This is a genomic window from Gardnerella sp. C0026F2 (assembly GCF_056590715.1).
The window spans coordinates 497,246-517,094 of the sequence record NZ_JBWPWR010000001.1 but is presented as its reverse complement, the minus strand read 5'-3'; the positions used below and the strand labels follow the sequence as shown (position 1 = coordinate 517,094).

The 19,849-nt window shown below is 40.2% G+C and carries 19 protein-coding genes; 11 read left to right on the top strand and 8 right to left on the bottom strand.

Annotated features, from left to right (window positions below):
• Positions 1–65: 65 nt before the first annotated feature.
• The 7 genes from AC1EK3_RS01960 to AC1EK3_RS01930 all read right to left on the bottom strand — a co-directional run bounded on the left by AC1EK3_RS01960 (position 66) and on the right by AC1EK3_RS01930 (position 6,298).
• On the bottom strand, positions 66–656 hold the full coding sequence (locus tag AC1EK3_RS01960; RefSeq protein ID WP_391495742.1) for a DUF6466 family protein: 591 nt from the start codon (positions 654–656) through the stop codon (positions 66–68).
• Positions 653–1,768, bottom strand: a complete 1,116-nt coding sequence (locus tag AC1EK3_RS01955; protein ID WP_415687278.1) for a vWA domain-containing protein — start codon at positions 1,766–1,768, stop codon at positions 653–655. Before AC1EK3_RS01955 ends, AC1EK3_RS01960 begins: the two co-directional genes overlap by 4 nt.
• Positions 1,765–2,901: a vWA domain-containing protein gene (locus AC1EK3_RS01950; RefSeq protein ID WP_480033430.1), complete on the bottom strand. Its 1,137-nt coding sequence runs from the start codon at positions 2,899–2,901 to the stop codon at positions 1,765–1,767. The genes AC1EK3_RS01955 and AC1EK3_RS01950 overlap by 4 nt, the downstream gene beginning before the upstream one ends.
• Positions 2,901–3,428 (bottom strand): hypothetical protein, encoded by a 528-nt coding sequence (locus tag AC1EK3_RS01945; protein ID WP_119526692.1) that lies wholly within the window; start codon positions 3,426–3,428, stop codon positions 2,901–2,903. Before AC1EK3_RS01945 ends, AC1EK3_RS01950 begins: the two co-directional genes overlap by 1 nt.
• Positions 3,429–4,370, bottom strand: coding sequence for a DUF58 domain-containing protein (locus AC1EK3_RS01940; RefSeq protein ID WP_480033431.1), 942 nt, complete (start codon positions 4,368–4,370; stop codon positions 3,429–3,431). It abuts the gene before it with no gap.
• Positions 4,367–5,491: an AAA family ATPase gene (locus tag AC1EK3_RS01935; RefSeq protein ID WP_391495745.1), complete on the bottom strand. Its 1,125-nt coding sequence runs from the start codon at positions 5,489–5,491 to the stop codon at positions 4,367–4,369. The genes AC1EK3_RS01940 and AC1EK3_RS01935 overlap by 4 nt, the downstream gene beginning before the upstream one ends.
• A 90-nt stretch (positions 5,492–5,581) precedes the next feature.
• Positions 5,582–6,298, bottom strand: coding sequence for a uracil-DNA glycosylase (locus AC1EK3_RS01930; RefSeq protein WP_119526688.1), 717 nt, complete (start codon positions 6,296–6,298; stop codon positions 5,582–5,584).
• Positions 6,299–6,432: 134 nt separating this feature from the next.
• Here AC1EK3_RS01930 and AC1EK3_RS01925 point away from each other — a divergent pair, with 134 nt between their 5' ends.
• Both AC1EK3_RS01925 and groL read left to right on the top strand, forming a co-directional pair.
• A complete protein-coding gene (locus tag AC1EK3_RS01925; RefSeq protein ID WP_480033432.1) occupies positions 6,433–7,107 on the top strand; it encodes a LytR C-terminal domain-containing protein in 675 nt (224 codons plus the stop codon).
• Positions 7,108–7,306: 199 nt separating this feature from the next.
• The gene (groL, locus tag AC1EK3_RS01920) at positions 7,307–8,932 is read left to right on the top strand and encodes a chaperonin GroEL (protein ID WP_119526684.1); all 1,626 of its coding nucleotides are present in this window, start codon (positions 7,307–7,309) and stop codon (positions 8,930–8,932) included.
• A gap of 101 nt (positions 8,933–9,033) precedes the next feature.
• Here groL and AC1EK3_RS01915 read toward each other — a convergent pair whose 3' ends face one another.
• On the bottom strand, positions 9,034–9,327 hold the full coding sequence (locus AC1EK3_RS01915) for a WXG100 family type VII secretion target (protein WP_415687269.1): 294 nt from the start codon (positions 9,325–9,327) through the stop codon (positions 9,034–9,036).
• A 51-nt stretch (positions 9,328–9,378) separates the two neighbouring features.
• Between AC1EK3_RS01915 and AC1EK3_RS01910 the strand changes: the two genes are divergently transcribed.
• From AC1EK3_RS01910 to AC1EK3_RS01870, 9 genes are all read left to right on the top strand, one after another.
• Positions 9,379–10,284 carry a hypothetical protein gene (locus tag AC1EK3_RS01910; protein WP_480033433.1) on the top strand — a complete coding sequence of 302 codons (906 nt, stop codon included), beginning with the start codon at positions 9,379–9,381 and terminating at the stop codon, positions 10,282–10,284.
• Positions 10,285–10,359: 75 nt separating this feature from the next.
• Positions 10,360–11,100, top strand: a complete 741-nt coding sequence (locus AC1EK3_RS01905) for a response regulator transcription factor (protein WP_391495749.1) — start codon at positions 10,360–10,362, stop codon at positions 11,098–11,100.
• Positions 11,101–11,102: 2 nt separating this feature from the next.
• Complete coding sequence (locus AC1EK3_RS01900; RefSeq protein WP_480033434.1) at positions 11,103–13,064, top strand: sensor histidine kinase; 1,962 nt, start codon at positions 11,103–11,105, stop codon at positions 13,062–13,064.
• Between the two features lie 191 nt (positions 13,065–13,255).
• Positions 13,256–13,645, top strand: coding sequence for a cold-shock protein (locus AC1EK3_RS01895; protein ID WP_004106732.1), 390 nt, complete (start codon positions 13,256–13,258; stop codon positions 13,643–13,645).
• A gap of 17 nt (positions 13,646–13,662) precedes the next feature.
• Positions 13,663–15,081: a DUF3027 domain-containing protein gene (locus tag AC1EK3_RS01890; RefSeq protein ID WP_480033435.1), complete on the top strand. Its 1,419-nt coding sequence runs from the start codon at positions 13,663–13,665 to the stop codon at positions 15,079–15,081.
• 151 nt (positions 15,082–15,232) lie between these two features.
• Positions 15,233–17,869, top strand: a complete 2,637-nt coding sequence (locus AC1EK3_RS01885; protein WP_480033436.1) for an ATP-dependent Clp protease ATP-binding subunit — start codon at positions 15,233–15,235, stop codon at positions 17,867–17,869.
• A 511-nt stretch (positions 17,870–18,380) separates the two neighbouring features.
• Positions 18,381–18,521: a hypothetical protein gene (locus AC1EK3_RS01880; protein ID WP_480033437.1), complete on the top strand. Its 141-nt coding sequence runs from the start codon at positions 18,381–18,383 to the stop codon at positions 18,519–18,521.
• A 44-nt stretch (positions 18,522–18,565) separates the two neighbouring features.
• The gene (locus AC1EK3_RS01875; RefSeq protein ID WP_016635901.1) at positions 18,566–18,697 is read left to right on the top strand and encodes a hypothetical protein; all 132 of its coding nucleotides are present in this window, start codon (positions 18,566–18,568) and stop codon (positions 18,695–18,697) included.
• Between the two features lie 126 nt (positions 18,698–18,823).
• Positions 18,824–19,690 carry a GIY-YIG nuclease family protein gene (locus tag AC1EK3_RS01870; RefSeq protein ID WP_480033438.1) on the top strand — a complete coding sequence of 289 codons (867 nt, stop codon included), beginning with the start codon at positions 18,824–18,826 and terminating at the stop codon, positions 19,688–19,690.
• Positions 19,691–19,849 lie beyond the last annotated feature (159 nt).

The window sequence follows — 19,849 nt, the reverse complement described above, 5'->3', positions numbered from 1 at the left end:
CCAATGTGGTTAAAAGGTTATTAAATGCTTATTGCTTAGCTTATAGATAATCGTTGAAGATTTAATTACCAAGGCTTATTGCTGCTTTCATCAGTTTTAGTACGTTTTTCTGTTTTTTCTGAACCTTGCTGGTCTTCTTGATCCTGTGAATATTTAGAATCCACATGATCGTTCTGTTTCAGCAAGTTTTCAACTTTGTTGCGCTGAGTATTGTCCAACTGAGGCTTAGACGAATCTGACTGCTTTTTATCTTTAGAAGAATTGTCAGAATTATCGTTTTTAAAATGATTGTTATGATTTTTCGGTTTCTGTTGCTTATTAGTATTGTTTTGATTCTGCTTTAATTTTTCTGTTAACTTTCGTGATAATTCAGCATTTTTGTCAATACTATTTCGAAGTTGAGGAAGCAGTATCATTTCTTGAGATTTAGCATCATCAAATTGTGCATCAGTTTGCTGTTGCTGAGTTAAAAGCACATTCTTGTCGCTATCGATACTCTTGGAAGATTTTATATTAGAAATAAGGCTATCAGTAGCAGCATTATATGCGTATTGTGCTCTCCAATTTACGATAGCAAAATACGCTACTAATATCGCAATAATCAAGAACAAGAATGCAACAATGCGAATAATTGTGCGACTAGACATGTGCTTCATACTAATTTCCTTGAAGTTATAAACCACGACATTAATTCCCAAATTAAAAGTATCGACGCAAATATTGCAAACGGCCAAATAATTGGTTCAGGTCTCAAACGAGGTTTTGCTGTCTCGTTCATTCTCCATTGGTGTGAAAGAATTGGTTTTGCTTCGTCTCCAAATGTTACGTTTAAAGATGAGTGCATATACTTGCCGCTAAGCTCATCGGCAATATTTCGCAAGTTCTTTTCATCAAGCTTTGAAATGCCAGGATTTCCTGTAGCAGGATCAATAACCCATTGATTAGAGGTATTGTCTTCGCTGTAGTCGTCAAGTTGCAGCTGTGTTTTTTCCAAAGGTATTTTAGCTCCTTTAGATGAACCTATTCCAATAACAAATGCGTTAGTAATATAAGCTCTGAGCGATGAAAATGTGCGGCGCTTTCGTTGAGTAGTTTCCTCACCGTCGCTTAAAATATACAAAACTGTTGTATCATCTGGATGAGCATCATGTATAGCTTTTGCAGTAAGCAAAGTTTGATCTATAGGAGCGTCAAGACTAGTTCCAGTAGCTACGCTAGTTGGCTCAGTTCGTAGAGTATTTATCCAATTGTCAACCGCTCTAGCATCAGGCGTCAATGGGACATCAACAGACGTAGAAGCACCAAAAGAAATAGCAGCAAAACTTGAGTTAGCATAGGATTTTGTTATTTGATGAATAATATTCCTTGCTGCTTCAATACGCTCAATCTTACTATTTTTTGCATAATCAGCGTCTTTTGCTCTCATTGAACCTGTTATATCTAGAGCAATAATCACGTTTGTTGCATTTACTGCTCTTTGTAAAGTTGAACGCATAATACTTGGAGATAGCACGCAAATTATTAGCATTATACATATGCCAATACGTCTTAATCTCATGCAAAAAGTTTCATCACTTGATCCAGGTTTCCTACGTATAGGCACAATTTCAAAAAACATTGCTGCAAACAAAACCAATATTGCAATAATCGCAATAACCCAACCATATGATGGAGAAAAAACCAACTGACCTGCTTGAGAAGTGTCAGAAGCTTCAGTTTTAGCGTGTGCAAACAGTAGGGTAGTAGCAGAAAATAGTGTTGTTGTCATCGCTTCATCCTCTTTGCAATAGCTAGCCAAATCACAACGCTAAACACAGTAAACAAAACCCAAAGACCAGGATCGTCGCTAAATGCAGACTGAGCAGCGCCTTGAGGAATTGCAGTATGTCTTTTTTCAATTTCTTTTACTAAATTAATAACAGAATCAGAATTGCGTTGAGAAAGGAAAATTCCACCATGAGATTCAATAAGCTGTTTCATTTCTAACGTAGTGTCATCATTCTCATTCTGTTTTGCGCCAGAATATAAGCCATCGACAGTAATTTTAGCTTGCTTTGTTAAATCTAAAGCTTGCTTTAATGAGTAAGTTTGTTTTCCAGAAACAACATTATCTGTAGCAAGAACAATTGAAGAACTTCTATTAAAACGGCTTTGTATTTTATGGTTATTATGAGCAGAACCATAAATAAAACCTGGAAGCATTGCTGCGCAACTAACTAAACCGTCTCCAATAAGAGATGTTGCGTTTTTGCGATTTTGAGTTCCTTCAAGCCAGTCAGAAATTTCCTGATATTGGCGTTGTTGTAAACGATTAATACGACTTTGTGATTGAACTCCGCCAAGCAAATTTGCAGCATATTGCAATTGTTTTTTCGCCAGTCGATAATCGTCAGTCAGCGGAAAAACTGTTCTAGATGTGGAGTTAAAAATGCTCAATCCAATGCGTTCACCCTGAAAATGCTCAATAAAATTAAGATACGCTTGAATTACTTCGCGATCATATGGCAAAGCAGAACCTGAAACGTCTAAGCATAAAACAATGTCTCTAGAACTAACTTGCTCGTTCGCATTAAACACTCGTGCCGGCCTAGAAGCAACAGCAAGCGAACTGCACAAAGATACTACCAATGCAGCCGTAGCAAACCTTCTAAACATTCGCCACATATACCATGAATGACTAGTAGTAGTTCCTTGTAGATCATTGTCAAAAGTAAAAGTATAGAATTTTTGCGTAATATTACTAGTTTGACTCTTATACTTCTTTTTTAAAATATTGCTACGAATGGAATCTAAAATCAGTAAGATAGCAAAAATTGATGCAGAAATAACAACGCCTGCAACAAAAAGCAGCGGCCATTGCCATCTCCATGGCCATATGTATTCCCAAACATTATTACTCATCAACGTTTGTCCTTCGTTTGCCAGCCCTCAAGCAATACTAAAACCCATTCAGCAGCCTGCTCAACAGTAGTATTTCGTGCTTGCTCATTTGCTTTGCGATCAGCAAATTCTGGAGGATACAAAGCAGATATTGTTTGGCGTAACATATCAGCACCTTTTTTATTGCGCCATTTCAAACGCAAAGAAGCCAATTCTCCCAAAGTGTGAGTTTGAATATCTTCACCACTTATCTTCGAAACATAAGATCTAGCAATAGACGCCAATTTTGCACAAGCCTGATCTTTAGTAAGTTCATTGTTATGATACTTCTCAACAATCTCATCAATATCTTTACGCCAAGCTTGTTTGTTTACATTATGAACGTGAACTGCTTCTGTAGAATTGCTACTTTCAGCTAATTTCTTTGGCTTTTTAAAAGAAAAATATAAAACCGCAAAAGCAATAAAGATAACAACAAGCGATGCAGAAAGTAGTATTAAAAAAAGCGTTTCATCATGTAAAGGCTTTTGAATATCTTCCAGGCTCATCTATTCAACCTCCTTGCTAAATGAGTCAGCAAGATAATTTGTACGGCTCACTTTTTGCGCAGAAATATGGAAAACTTCTTCACTTGAAGAACCATGAATTATTGAAGATTGAACACCAAGCAGCATATCGTATAAAGCGTTTATTCTAATATTTCTACGAGCTTCAACTTCATTTTTATTTGATTCTTTTTTCAAAAACGCCGGTACTTTACGTAAAGTAATTCCATCAAATATTTGCAAATCAATTGCAGAATCAAAAGGATTAATAGGAGAAATAACAATAACAACAAGCTTATGGTTTTGCGTAATTTTGCGCAAAGATTCAGCGTTATGAGCTTGTAATGCATACTCATCAGTTATTAAAACTACCAGACCATTATTGTCAATATTTTTTAGTAGCGAAGTAAGCAACGCATCAATATCTCTGGTATTTTTACGAGTATTAAGCAACGTATAATCTAGATTTCGCTCAAAATCAGAAAAATTGCTAGCAGCATGAACGTTGATAACATTTTTTCCATCTGCACACAACAAAGAAACAGCATCATGACGTTTTAAACTCAAAGACGCAAAAAAGCATGCAGAATTAGACGCAACTTCATACAGAGATTCTCCAGAAGCACAAGCTCCATTCATATTTATGCTTGTATCTAAAGCAATCCAAGTATGAGAAGACGAAGTACGCTCTCTAGAAGACACCATAGGCTGTCCAGTTCGAGCGCTCGCAGACCAGTTCATCATGCGAGCTTCATCTCCTGGCTGCCATGCATGTATGTCAATAACATCACCTGTGCCAAAGCGTCTGTGCGAAGGATGGTCTCCCTCTAATAAGCCTAAAGCTTTACGCGCAATAGGCAAATCAATTCGCTGATCCAAAAGCTCAATTTTGCGACGCACGGCTTTAGCAGGTTCAGATAATACTAACCGCTTCGTACGCATCATGGCACAGGAACCGTCTTAACTAATGCATCAATTACTTGATCTGTAGTAATAGAATCAGCTAAAGCTTCAAAAGTTAAAAGTATGCGATGCCTTAACACTTCATGCGCAAACAATTTAATATCTTCTGGTATCACATAATCGCGTCCAGAAAGTAAAGCGTGAGCTTGAGCAATACGAATAAGTGCAATTGATGCACGCGGGCTAGCTCCCATACGAACCAATGAATTAATTGTAGGAAGTGGATGCGTACCTTCACCGCGAGAAGTTGCAACAAGATCAACTACATATTTCATAACTGCTTCAGAAACGTGTATGCGACGCGCTGCAGTACGCATAAAAACAACATCTTGCAAACTTATGCGTTGAGTATTCAGCTTTGAAGGATCAACGACATCCGATCCGCGTTGAGTAAGTAATTGCAGCATGCGAACTTCCTCGTCAGGATTAGGGTAAGTCATAACTGCTTTTACCATAAAACGATCCATTTGTGCTTCTGGAAGATTAAATGTTCCTTCTTCTTCAATTGGATTTTGCGTAGCAATAACCATAAATGGTTGAGGCAGAGGAATTCTTTCGCCTCCAATAGTTGTTGCTCCTTCTGCCATAGCTTCAAGCATTGCAGATTGAGTTTTTGCATTTGAACGATTAATCTCATCCAACAAAATAACATTTGCATGGATAGGACCAATTTGCGTAGTAAAACGTTGGGAAGCAAAATCAAAAACTTGAGTACCAACTAAATCTGCTGGCATTAAATCAGGAGTACACTGCACACGACGGAAACTACCTGACATAGCTGTTGCAAGGGTTTGAGCAGCAGTAGTTTTTGCAAGACCTGGTACTGATTCAATAAGAATATGTCCGCCTGCAATAAGAGTAAGAATAAGAGACTCTCGTAAAGCGTCTTGACCGACTAAAGTTTGCGCAAAACGCGCGCGCAAAATATTTGCAATTTGCTGACAACGACGTATGTCATCACTTGAAATAACTGCATTAACTTGCGCACTTGCATTAGAAACAGCAGACGGTTGGGGTACAGCTGATCCAATGCCAAGCTTAGAAGCAATTGAAGTTTTATCGGTTAACGGTTTCTTCTGTGGTTGCGGTGGAAATAATGCCATAACAGACATTTTAACCGATATGCAGTACTGACATGTTCAAAAATGGCATTTTTATTGTCTTTATAAGATAATTTGCAATATTTAAGACAATTAGATTTCTTGAGAATCTAGGGACCAATTAATTGGCGAAACTCCCATATTAACTAAGGCTTGGTTAGCTCTTGAAAATGGATGCGATCCAAAGAATCCTCGCATTGCAGAAAGAGGGCTTGGGTGCGCTGAAGTAATAAGAGTTGCATTCGTTAGCAAAGGAGCCAAACTTTGCGCATTACGTCCCCATAAAATAGCTACAAGCGGCAACGGATTACCATTGCAATCAGTTCTATTGTTTAATGCTCGAATAGCTGCATCGGTTACAGGCTCCCAACCTTTTCCTTGATGACTATTTGCTTTGCCAGCCTCAACAGTTAAACATCTGTTAAGAAGCATTACACCTTGCTTGGTCCAGGGTGTCAGATCTCCGCTCTTTGGAGTTTCTACGCCTAAATCGTTTACTAATTCTTTATAAATATTTATGAGACTTTTTGGCAGTGGGCGTACTTTTGCAGCTGTGCAAAAACTTAAGCCCACTGGATGACCAGGTGTTGGATATGGATCCTGGCCAACAATTAAAACTTTAATGCTTTTTAGCGGAATAGAAAAAGCACGCAAAATGTTGTGACTAGCGGGAAGAATATGGTGTCCGCTTTCTATTTGCTCTCTCAAAAACACTCCCATTGCGCGTATTTGCGGCTCAACTGGCTTTAATGCTTCAGCCCAATCAGGATCCATTAGTTCATCTAAAGGTTTAATATTTTGAGGATTCATATTGCTACTGTATGTCAAGGCATAGTATAAAAGGGAATCAATCAAATTTTCTAAATTTGTGCTTTGTGCCAAGCATTAGATAGTATAGATTCATTATTGTTTTGGTTAAATAATTTTTTATAAGGAGTGCAATTATGGCGCGAGATAATCAGAACGTGTCGTATACGCCTGATGCTTTTGATGAGCCACCAGAGGGACCAGTTGGAGTTCATCGTGGAAATCCTGCGTGGTATGCCGTAATACTTCCTTATTTTGTTACATTAATTGTTGCAGCGGTAGTTGGAGTTTTGGTTTGGGCTATTGCTTCTGGAGAAATTTCACATCTTCCATTGCCTTGGAACCATCAACAACAATCATCTCAATCAGCATCTCCTGCTAAGACTTCTGAAAACAAAAAGTCTGCTAAAAGCGACGAAGATAAATCTTCTGAAGACGAAGATGATGATGACGACGATAATAAATCTAAAGAAAATAAATCAGATAAAAAAGATGCTGATGACTCTAAAGATAATTCAGAAAATGATTCTAAAGCACAAACTTCGCTAGACAAATCAGTTGCTGTGAAAGTTCTTAACGCAACCAAGATAAGCGGTCATGCTGCTGCTAGCGCAGATAAGTTAAAGCAAGCAGGATACGCAAATGTGACAGCTGGAAATCCAACTGGTAAAGTCCCAAACGAATCTGTTGTTTGGTATAAAGACGATTCCCAAAAAGCTGCAGCTGAAGATATTGCAAAAACTTTAGGTATTAGCGCTGTCGAAAACGAAAAAGAAATCGTTTCTCCGATTGTAGTTGTGCTTTGCAAGTAATATTTTTCGCATAAAAATAACCGGTTAGAATTATTTCTAACCGGTTTTTGTGTATAAACGCCAAAAAAGTTGGCACTCGGGTACATAGAGTGCTAATCTTCAAATTAGCACTCAAGCCTTGAGAGTGATAATAAGCAGCTGACGGCTTATTACTCAAGATTGCAGTGAAAAGTCCATAAATAACGTATGTGGAGGAATAATGGCAAAGATTATTGCCTATGAAGAGGACGCCCGTCAGGGTATGCTCGCAGGTCTTGATAAGCTTGCAGACACTGTTAAGGTTACACTTGGTCCAAAGGGTCGAAACGTTGTGCTTGACAAAGCCTACGGCGCTCCAACCATTACTAACGATGGTGTTTCTATTGCTAAGGAAATTGATCTTGAAGATCCATACGAGCGTATTGGCGCCGAACTTGTTAAAGAAGTAGCTAAGAAGACTGATGACGTTGCAGGCGACGGCACCACAACCGCTACTGTTTTGGCACAGTCTTTGGTGCATGAAGGTTTGAAGAACGTTGTTGCAGGAAGCAACCCAATCGCTCTTCGTCGCGGCATTGAAAAGGCTGCTGAAGCAATTGTCAAGGAATTGCTTGCTTCTGCAAAGGATGTTGAGACCAAGGAACAGATTGCTGCTACTGCTACGATTTCTGCAGCTGATCCTGAAGTTGGCGAAAAGATCGCTGAAGCTTTGGATAAGGTCGGTCAGGATGGTGTTGTCACAGTTGAAGACAACAACAAGTTTGGTCTTGACTTGGACTTCACTGAAGGTATGCGCTTTGATAAGGGCTATATTTCCCCTTACTTCGTCACTAACGCTGACGATCAAACTGCTGTTCTTGAAGATCCATACATTTTGCTCACTTCTGGCAAGGTTTCAAGCCAGCAGGATATCGTCCACATCGCTGAGCTTGTTATGAAGTCCGGCAAGCCATTGCTTATTATTGCTGAAGATGTTGATGGTGAAGCATTGCCAACACTTGTTTTGAACAAGATTCGTGGCACTTTCAACACCGTTGCTGTTAAGGCTCCAGGATTCGGCGATCGTCGCAAGGCTATGCTCCAAGATATGGCTATTTTGACCGGCGCACAGGTTGTTTCTGACGATCTTGGTTTGAAGCTTGATTCAATCGACGCTTCTGTTTTCGGTCATGCAGCTAAGGTGATTGTTTCTAAGGATGAAACAACTATCGTTTCCGGTGCTGGCTCAAAGGAAGATGTTGATGCTCGCGTAGCTCAGATTCGTGCCGAAATTGAGAACACTGATTCTGATTACGATCGCGAAAAGTTGCAAGAGCGTCTTGCTAAGCTCGCTGGCGGCGTTGCTGTTATTAAGGTTGGCGCTGCTACTGAAGTCGAAGCTAAGGAACGCAAGCATCGCATTGAAGATGCAGTTCGTAACGCTAAGGCTGCTATCGAAGAAGGTTTGCTTCCAGGCGGTGGCGTAGCTTTGGTTCAAGCTGCTGCAAAGATTGAAAAGACACCAGCTATCACAGAGCTTAAGGGTGAAGAAGCTACAGGTGCTGCAATTGTGTTCCGCGCTGTAGAAGCTCCAATCAAGCAGATTGCTCAAAACTCTGGTGTTTCTGGAGACGTTGTTCTCAACAAGGTACGCGAACTTCCAGAAGGCGAAGGCTTCAATGCTGCAACCAACACTTATGAAGATTTGATGGCTGCAGGCGTTACTGACCCAGTTAAGGTAACTCGTTCTGCTCTACAGAATGCAGCTTCTATTGCTGGCTTGTTCTTAACTACTGAAGCTGTTGTTGCCAACAAGCCTGAGAAGGCAGCTGCTGCACCACAAGCTGGTGCCGAAATGGGCTACTAAATAAAAAATAAAAGTAGCTTAAAAATCTAAAACTAAATAGTTTAAGTAAATGGCGGCATGCTCAAATAAAGCGTGTCGCCATTTACTTTTTCATCTTTTAATCAGCCAAGTCCGAATAGCGAAGCAGCTTGAGTTTCAGCATCAAGATACACTCCCGACGCATGTTGCATAGCTTGCTGAATTGCTTCTAGTGATTGTTCCATTTGTTGTTGCGCCGCTCGCCATTGCTGAGCGGTCGACGCAAATTGTGTAGCCGCAGATCCAGTCCACACGCTCTGCAATTGCTGTAAATTGGCATACATCCCGTTGACTGCATCTCTAATTGCACTAACCGAGGTTCCAACGGCTGCCGCAGCCTGCTGAATTTGCTCTGAATCAACTCGAAATTGTGCCATATTTCCCCTCCATTTGTTTTGCGTCTAAATAAACGCTTTTTATAAATTATTTTGCGAAACATTCCAAATAAATTAAGCAAAGATTTTTATAATGCTACTTTTACTTGTGTGATGTCACGCTATTATGAATATATGCCATCAAAAAAGTACGAAAAAGATTTATGCACCAATGTGGTTAAAAGCTTAGATTGCACGCGCATTGCAAATTTTAACTACCAGCATTCTCACTCAAAACTATTTTTAGCTAAACGCGTATTGCTTTTATTAATGGCATTTTTATTTAGTTTTTCTTTTATTCTTCCAACTCTTCCAATATATTCGCTCATATTTTCACCTTTAAATAAAACAAATACAATTAATGCATATGCTGAAAGTAATGAGCAAAATTCTGGAATAGTTGCAACAGACTCAATAACAGACACAGAAAATTTGCTTGGGGATTCTGTCAGTAAAGTTGCTGACATGATTGATACAACAAAAAAGCGTACAGGAGTAAATGTTAGGCTCTTATATTTGTCTACTTTTGGAAATACAAAAGATCCATCAAAATGGGCTAGTGATTTGTTAATTAGTACGCTTCCAGCTAAAAATACTGTGCTGCTTGCAGTAGCAACTCATGATGGAAGATTAGTTGTAGCTGTTTCGCCTAATTCCGACGAATGGCTCAAAAATAAAAATACTGTAGACTCGTTATCCGATGCAGCTTATAAGCCTTTAGTTAGCACAACTGGAACGCATTGGGATCAATCTGCATTAATGATGATGAAACAAATAATGCGCGCAAAACGTACGTCAACAACTTCCTCTGCAAGTCTTATTTCTACAATTATTATGCTAGTAATCTTGTTGGCATTATTCTCGATAGTTGCAATTGTTCTGTTGAGAAAGAATCGTATACAACGTCAAATACTTGCTGGTGTTAGAAAAGCTCGCAGAAGGCACGCTCGTCACAGATAAAAAATATCCTATAACTTGTTTTATTTTCAGCAATTATTCAGGAAACATTCAGCTTGATAAGTGATGCTAATCAATATGAGTAAGAACGTTGAAGCATCTATTGTTGTGGTCGATGACGAGCCATCAATCCGTGAACTTTTGGTAGCCTCTTTGCATTTTGCTGGGTTTGAAGTAGAAACTGCTGCATCCGGCTCAGAAGCTGTTGAAGTAATTGAACGAGTAAATCCAAATCTTATCGTTATGGATGTTATGCTCCCAGATATTGATGGTTTTACTGTTACGAGACGTATTCGTCAAAATGGAATTAAAGTTCCTGTATTGTTCCTAACTGCAAGAGACGATACACAAGATAAAATTATGGGTCTAACCGTTGGTGGAGATGACTACGTTACAAAGCCATTCAGCTTGGAAGAAGTAGTGGCAAGAATACGAGCAATTCTTCGCAGAACACAAGAACCTGATGAAGAAACTCATATTATAAAAGTTGCAGATCTTGAGATTAACGAAGATTCTCATGATGTAACTCGATGCGGCGTGCCAATCGAACTTAGCCCAACTGAATACAAACTACTTCATTATCTTATGGACAATGAAGGTCGAGTTCTGTCAAAGAGCCAGATTTTGAATCACGTATGGCAGTACGACTGGGGCGGAGACGCAGCAATTGTTGAATCTTATATTTCTTATTTAAGAAAGAAGATTGATGGCATTGAAATTACTGACGATTCAGGAAAGCCGCAAAAAGTAGTTCCTCTTATTGAAACTAAGCGTGGAATCGGTTATATGATTCGAGAACCTAAGGCAGGTCAAGCCTAATCATGCAATCTAGTAATAATAACAACGATAATACTGAATCAACTATTAGTAGCAGTACGAATAATAGCTCTAATAATAGCTCTAGAGATGATTCAGATGTTAGCACTGCTGAAAAAAGCGTTGCAATAAAACAAAGCAAAAGCGACAAAAAAGACAAAAAGCCTCGTAAAACCTTCTGGCTGCGTCGTCGCATAAATGCAATACCACTGAGTACGCGTTTAGTCGCATGCACTCTTGCTATTTTAACTGTTGCCGCTTTTTGCATATCGCTGTCAATTCAGCAGCTCGTAGGAAATTATTTGCTAGAAAAAACTGATGCGCAATTATCTGGTCAAGCACAATTTGTTTATGACAATGTTGACTCATTGCGCATGAAAAACTCAAATCAATCTTCAATAGGTCCGAATAATTACTTTTTGCAAGTTAGGGATACGCATAATAAAGTTATTTCCACTCCATTAATACCAAAAATTAAAGGATCGCTTGTTTCGCTTCCTAAACTTCCACCAGACGGTTTTGATAGTAAAAAAATTGTTACACGCAAACCTTATACAGCACCTGCAATCGTTAAAGGAAACGCAAATAAAGTAGATGCAAACACTAAAAAAGCTGCAAAATCGCCGTGGAGAGTTTTAGTATTAACGTGGGGTAGAGGCAACGACTATAACTCAGAGTTAAAGTTTAGCGGTTATGTCTATATTGCTTTATCTCTTAGCGATCAAATTGACACAGTTAGCACACTTACTCGTTACTGCATAATGGTGAGTATTGCAGTTATTTTGTTTGGAGCAGTATTTGCAGCAATTATTATTCAATCAGCTTTAAGACCGTTAAAAAGAATTGAAAAAACAGCTTCAAAAATTGCTTCTGGAGATTTAAGCAAACGAGTTCCATCTGCTCCTGAAAATACTGAAGTTGGATCTTTAGCAGCTTCTCTTAACTCTATGCTTGCTCGTATTGAAAGAGGATTTAATGAGCAAGAAAATATGACAGAAAAAATGAAGCGATTCGTCTCAGATGCAAGTCATGAATTACGTACTCCATTGGCTGCAATTCATGGATACGCTGAATTGTATACAATGTGGCGCAGCATGCCAGGGGAGCAGGAGAGAGCAGATGACTCTATTGCTCACATTAAAGCTTCTAGCGAAAGAATGACTGAGCTAGTAGAAGATTTGCTTTCTTTGGCGCGTTTTGATGAAGGTCGTGGAATTAATATTTCGCAGCAAGTCAGCTTGTCTCCAATACTTTCTGACGCAGCTAATGATTTACATGCACTTGATCCTGCTAGATCCGTTCAGCAAGGCTATTTGACTATCTCGGATGAGTGGAAGCTTATGAATTGCACAAATTGCAATTTTGAGCGCAAGCTCCAATTCCATGCTGGAAAACTTCCAAGTGTTATGTTACTTGGAGATGGAGCTAGATTACGACAAGTAATGACAAATATTGTAGGAAATATTCATAGATACACTCCCGTTGACTCTCCTGTAGAAATTGCTGTAGGAGTTATGAAAGCGTCTATAACTCCAGCTGAATTATCTAAATTACCTTCCGTAAGAGAATCACTTAAGGAGTTTTTGGAAGCAGCGGAAGTCAGCCAATCTACTGATACAGGTCATAAGTATGCAGTAGTTCGAGTTGTTGACCATGGTCCTGGAGTTCCAGAAGAATCTTTGTCTAGAATTTTCGAGCGTTTCTATATTGCTGACCCATCAAGAGCTAGAGAAAAAGGTGGAACTGGCTTAGGTATGGCAATTGCGCAATCTGTAGTAAAAGCACATCATGGTTTTATCTGCGCAACTATATCTTCTCCATCAGAAGCATCGACCAATTCTAAAACTAATCTTGATGACACTATGGATGGATCTGAGCCGATAGATGTTAAACCTCATGGCTTAACTCTTACCGTAGTGCTGCCAATTAATGAAATTGAAGATCCTTCTAAACTTGTTAGCGAATAAAATATTTGCATTAGTAACACCTGCGTAGGTTAAAAAAATTTTATTGCCCGCGTGTATGCGCTACAATGTAATAAGGAAACAAGTAATAATAATATTTGGTACACTATCTATAGACCTATCGCATATGCTGATGCTTTATGCCTTGTGCACTTCAGCGTGCGAAATGAGAATTATTTGGAGTGAGGTGTGTTATGCCCAATGGGCGCGTGCGTTGGTACGATACGCAGAAGGGGTACGGCTTTATTGTTGGAGATGATGGTAAGGATGTTTTCCTGCCAGCAGCAGCATTGCCAGTTACTGTAAAAACTTTACACAAGGGTACACGAGTTGAGTTTTCTGTAATTGAAGGTCGCAAAGGACCACAGGCGATGGGTTTGAATGTTATTGCAACAGCGCCGTCGCTTGTTAAGGCTACTCGTCCTAAAGCCGAAGATATGGCAGCTATCGTAGAAGATCTCATTAAACTTCTTGATTCTGCTGGTAATGGTTTGCGTCGACGTCATTATCCATCAACTGCTGAAAGCAAAAAACTTGCTACATTGTTGCGTGCAGTGGCAGATAATTTTGACGTTCAGGAATAGTGTCTGGAATATTATTTATGACTGATGAAGTGATGGATCCACAAGAACTAGCTAGAAGTATAGCTGTGGAAACTTCAGAACGTACTGATGCAGTAGGTGATTTTGTATCTTCTACAGAGCTTGGTGACGGAGTTACAGACTTTCGTTTCGTAAGCAATTTAGTTGGGTATGAAGGCTGGCAGTGGTCAGTTACGTTGTATCATGATGAGGAAACTCAACGTTGGACTGTGAATGAATCAACGCTTGTTCCTACTGAAGATTCTTTGCTTCCACCACCATGGATTCCATGGAAGGACCGATTGAAACCAAGTGATCTTTCTGTAATGGATTCTATTGGCACATCTGAAGACGATTCTCGGCTAGAAGATGGTTTCCGTCAAGTAAATAATGTTGATGATAGTAATTCTGAAAAGAATATAGAATCAGCAAATTCAGATGATAATTCTGAGTCTAAAACTGAAGATGACGCTAAAGCTAATACTGAGGCTGAAGATAATACTGAAGCTGATACTAGCGAAGAAGATGCAGACACAAACGCAAATGCAGAAAAAGATATTAATCAAAATCAAGAATCTTGCGATGCAAATAATGATTTTGACGAAGATCTTGAAGAAGCTGTTTCAACGCTAAGACTGTCTCGCAGACGAGTAATGACTGCGGAAGCAATTTCGCAAACAGCTAAACGCTGGTACGCAGGTCAACATGGCCCAAAGTCGTTATCTACAAAAATTGCCGATGGCAAAGCATGTTCATCTTGTGGATTCCTCATTCCTCTAGCTGGAAGTTTAGGCTCTATGTTTGGCGTATGCGCAAACATGTGGAGCCCAGATGATGGGCGAGTTGTCTCGCTTGATCATGCTTGTGGTGAGCATTCTGACATTGAACCACCTGAGCCATCGCAGCTTTGGATTCAATCTGAGCCTGCATACGACGATTATCATATTGACATTTTGCAACAAGCTCCACGAGATGAGCGAGCAGACGTTGAGCTTATTGAGGAAGCAATTGAAGACAGTAAGACGCATCGTCGTAAGCGCAGAAAATTAGATTCAAAATTGCGCAACAAAAAAGAAGCCTCAACAGATAAAGATGAACAAAATAATTTATCTGAACCTGATTTAATTGACAATTCAACTATTGACGAAAAATCATATGAAAATAATGATGACAAAAATAGTGAAATTGAAGTTGAAAATCAAACTGAAAAAATTGAAGAGACTGTAGCTAATGAATCTGAAAAATCTGAAAAATCCCAAAACGATGCAGATTATCCTGATTCTTCAGAAGTAAACTTGCTAGACGAAAATTCTGTTACAGAAGAAATACCGTTAACAGAAAAAGTTGAAGAGCCACGAGAATCTGAAGACACTTCAAAAACTACAGCATCAGCACCAATGCGATTATATAAAAGAAAATCTCGCAGACAACATAAGTAATTATGCAAGAAACGAGAATATGAATATTTAGGTTCATCATGCATGACTATTGTGATGCTATGGAATGCTGTACGAATGAGTAAATATATACGACGCTTCGCGTCATGGCGACTCGTTACCATGGAATGAAAGAAAAGAACGGAAGGCAGTTATGTTTGAACGGTTCACTGATCGCGCACGACGCGTGATTGTGCTAGCTCAGGAAGAGGCTCGCTCACTTCAGCACAATTATATTGGTACTGAGCATATTTTGCTCGGGCTTATTCGCGAAGGTGAGGGCATTGCCGCGAAAGCGTTAAGCTCAAAAGGCGTAGACCTAGAAGGCACTCGCAAGCAGGTTGAAGAAATGATCGGGAAAGGCACTGTTTCGCCTGCTGGTCATATTCCTTTTACGCCTCACGCTAAGCAAGTGCTTGAACTGAGTTTGCGCGAAGCTCTTCAGCTTGGTCACAGTTATATTGGTACTGAGCATATTTTGCTCGGGCTTATTCGCGAAGGCGAAGGAGTGGGCACGCAAGTACTTATAAAGATGGAAGTTGATCTTGGAGACTTGCGAAGCACTACTGTTGATTTAATTCGTGGAGATAATGCTCCTAACGGTAGCGAGAAGGGCGAGTTAGCTAATGCTGGAAGTGTACAAGATAAGCGAAATCAATCCGGCTCTGCTCTTCTTGATCAATTTGGACGCAATTTAACATTTGAAGCTCAAGAAGGAAAGCTTGATCCTGTTATAGGTCGTTCTGAAGAAATTGAACGCGTTATGGTTGTACTTAGCCGACGCACGAAGAATAATCCTGTGCTTATTGGCGAGCCTGGAGTTGGTAAGACTGCAGTTGTAGAAGGTCTCGCACAGAAAATCGTTGAAGGCGATGTACCTGAAACGTTAAAAAATAAGCAAGTTTATTCGCTAGACTTAGGTTCAATGATTGCAGGATCTCGCTATCGTGGCGATTTCGAAGAGCGCTTGAAGAAAGTGCTTAAAGAAATTAAAACACGCGGCGATATTGTGCTTTTTATTGATGAAATTCACACTATTGTTGGAGCAGGTTCTGCTGATGGAGCTCTTGGCGCATCCGATATGCTTAAACCGATGCTTGCGCGTGGAGAGCTACAGACAATTGGTGCTACTACTACTGACGAGTATCGCAAGTATATTGAAAAAGATGCTGCTTTGGAACGTCGTTTCCAGCCGATTCAAGTTCCAGAACCTACAATTGCTGAAACTATTGAGATTCTTAAGGGATTGCGTTCTCGCTACGAAAATCACCATCATGTAACTATTACCGATGGAGCTTTACAGTCTTCTGCTGAGCTTTCTGATCGTTACATTCAAGATCGTCACCTTCCAGATAAGGCTATTGATCTTATTGATGAAGCTGGTGCGCGCTTGCGTATTAAGCGCTTGACTCAGCCACCTGAGCTCAAAGAATTAAACCATAAGATTGCTAAGATTTCCGAAAAGAAAGATGAAGCAATCAAGCAGCAAGATTTTGAAGAAGCTGCAAATCTTCGCGACGATCAAGAAAAGCTTGAGAATGAAGCTGCAGAGAAGGAAAAGGCTTGGCGCGAAGGCGAGTCTAACGTCAAGATGGTTGTTGACGAAGATATGATCGCTTCCGTTGTTTCAAGCACTACAGGCATTCCTGTAGTAAAGCTTACTCAAGCGGAATCGCAAAAGCTTCTTCAAATGGAATCTGAACTTCACAAGCGTATTGTTGGTCAAGATGAAGCTGTGTCTGCTTTAGCCCGCTCGATTCGTCGTGCTCGAGTTGGTTTGAAGGATCCTAAACGTCCTTCTGGCTCGTTTATTTTTGCCGGTCCTACTGGAGTTGGTAAAACTGAGCTTGCCAAGGCACTCGCAAACTTCTTGTTTGATGACGATAATGCCTTAATTAGAGTTGACATGTCAGAGTTTGCAGAAAAGTATGCTGCGTCTAGGCTTTTCGGCGCTCCTCCTGGATATGTTGGATATGAAGAAGGCGGCGAGCTTACTGAAAAAGTTCGCAGAAAGCCATTCTCCGTGGTACTTTTCGACGAGATTGAAAAAGCTCATCCAGATATTTTCAACACGCTTTTGCAAGTACTCGATGACGGTCACTTAACAGACGGTCAGGGTAGAAAAGTGGACTTTAAGAATACGATTATTATTCTTACCACAAATCTTGGTACTCGCGATATTGCGAAGGCTGCAAACACTGGCTTTACACTTGGAAATAACGCTGATTCCACGTATCAGCGTATGAAAGATCAGGTTAATTCTGAGCTTAAGCGTCATTTCCGTCCAGAGTTCTTAAACCGTTTGGACGACACTATTGTGTTCCGTCAGCTTACAGAGCCAGAAGTTCGTAAAATTGTTGACATGGACGTGAAGTTGCTTAACGACAGGCTGTTTGACCGTCACATGTCTCTAGAAATTACGGATGCCGCTAAGAATTTGCTTGCACAGAAGGGCTTCGATCCTTTGCTTGGTGCGCGCCCGTTGCGTCGCGTAATTCAGCGAGATATTGAGGATACTATTTCTGAAAAGATTTTGCTTGGCGAACTTTCTGACGGCGAACACATTAAGGTGGATGCTGAAGGCGAAGGATTGCTGGGGGAGTTCACAATTAAAGGCGAAAAGTTTGAGACAATAGACACAACTGCTGTTGTTGCTACTGAAGATAATAAGTCTGAAGGAAATAAATCCGAAAGAAATAAATCTGAAGGAAATAAATCTGAAGATAGCGAAAAGGAAGATAGCGCAGATAAAGAAGATATTACTGCTAAAGAAGATAGCAGCAAAGAATAAGTAATCTACGCAATAACTAACTGAATACACTAAAAGCCCGGCGCGTAAATCTCGCCGGGCTTTTTCTATTGGTTTTTCTACTGTATTTTTCTACTGTATTTTTATATCTCAATTTTAGTCATATCTAACTCGTCGCGAGCTCCTCGTGAGCTTTGCGCAAATCTTGAGGCATGTATGTTCGGTCTAGTTTCTTAACTCTTGGATACAATGAAACTGTTACTTCTAAACTCTGAAACTGTTTTCTTTCTGTGTTATATATACCAACACTCATCACGCGAGAGTGTTGTCTTGATGTCAAAGGCTGATTAGGTGGGTGCAAGTTTGCCCTTGTGTAGCAGGGCTTAGCGAGGGCTATCGTTAAAAGGTTTAATGCGTGGCGGCTTTAAGCTGGGTTCTCGTGATTTTTGAGCGTGATTTTTGTTACCTTTCAGCCGACTAGTTGTGTGCTCTAGTTGTTTATGTTTTGGGGAACAAAATGGTGGAATAATCATAAAAAAGTTCCCTACATTATTTGATTTCTCACGGTAAAGGCTTGTTGGTTATTCCAGAAAATAAGGTTCCTGAGTTTAAGAAGTTACTTGTTGAGTATTATGAGGGTGAAGATTTGCATGTGATTGCTTCGTTTATGAGGGAATATTGTTGGAGGCGTTAAAGCATTAAGACAATATCAGAAGGCAGATTCTTCAAATTCCCGTAATGGCATCTAAGGATAAGCAGTACCAGAACGCTATGAAGAATTCTGATGAGCAGGAAGCGCGGACTGAAAGTGAGTGCGCACTTCAACAGGTTATTTTCTCATATCATGTCCGACAATATGGAGCTGTTTAAGCAATTCCAAGACAATGTGTCGTTCAAAAAATGACTCTCGGATCTGGTCTTTAATCTGACTTACAGTAAAGAAGGAAATCCGTATATTTTGCCTGATTGTGAAGAAGATGGTATGAGGGACTAATTATGTCACGAGGTAAAAGTCTAAATTTATACCTAATTGGCGGCACTCCAAGTGGTCTTATCAAGTGCACCCTAGCTAACTGGACAGGACTTGCATACAAGATTCCACGCACTCTTCTTGCTCAAGCCAAGCACATTGACTTTCTCAACCAGACAGGTGTTTATTTTCTGTTTGGTGAGGATGAACAAACCGGTAATCCACAATGTTACGTAGGTCAAGCTGGTGTTCGCAAGAATGGAAAGGGCATTCATTGTCGTCTCGATGAGCATAACCGGCCAAAAGAAGGATGGTGGACAGCAGCTATTGCATTCACCACATCAAATAACAGCTTCGGTCCTACAGAGATTAGCTACCTAGAAAACCGCTTCTATAACATGGCGGCAGAAGTTGGACGCTACGAAACAAAAAATGGCAACGATCCTAGTCCTGGCAACATAACCGAGGAAAAAGAAAGCGAACTTGAAGAATACATCGACTACGCCAAAATTGTTATGGGAGCACTTGGCTATAAGCTCTTTGAGTCACTTAGAGAAATGACTCAGGCGCAAGAATCGGAGCCAGAGTCCGCAAGCAATGAACCCGTTCTCTATCTCAGGTACGGTCAAGCACAAGCTACCGGTCAGCGCACAGCTGAGGGTTTTGTTGTATTTGCAGGCAGTCGTATTTCACCTCAATTGACGAAGAGTGCAGGCAAGGCGGTAGAAAAACATCGAGAGCGTTATGCCGAGAAAATTGATCAGCATGGAACCTTGCTTGCTGATTTGCTCTTCTCCAGCCCCTCGGCATCAGCGTCCTTTGTAGGCGGAGCAAGCCTGAATGGAAATGCACTCTGGAAAACGGAGGATGGAACGTCGCTTGGCCAACTGTGAGGCTAGTAAATCTCGTAACGCACAGCCCTGAACAATTTAACGAACAGCTATACAATTTAACGCAGGCCTCTAAGGGGTACGAACTTACCTGCTCTATGCTCAATCAAGCAGCCTAAAATGCACCTTTGTGAACATTGACTCTGAAAAAGCGAACATTGA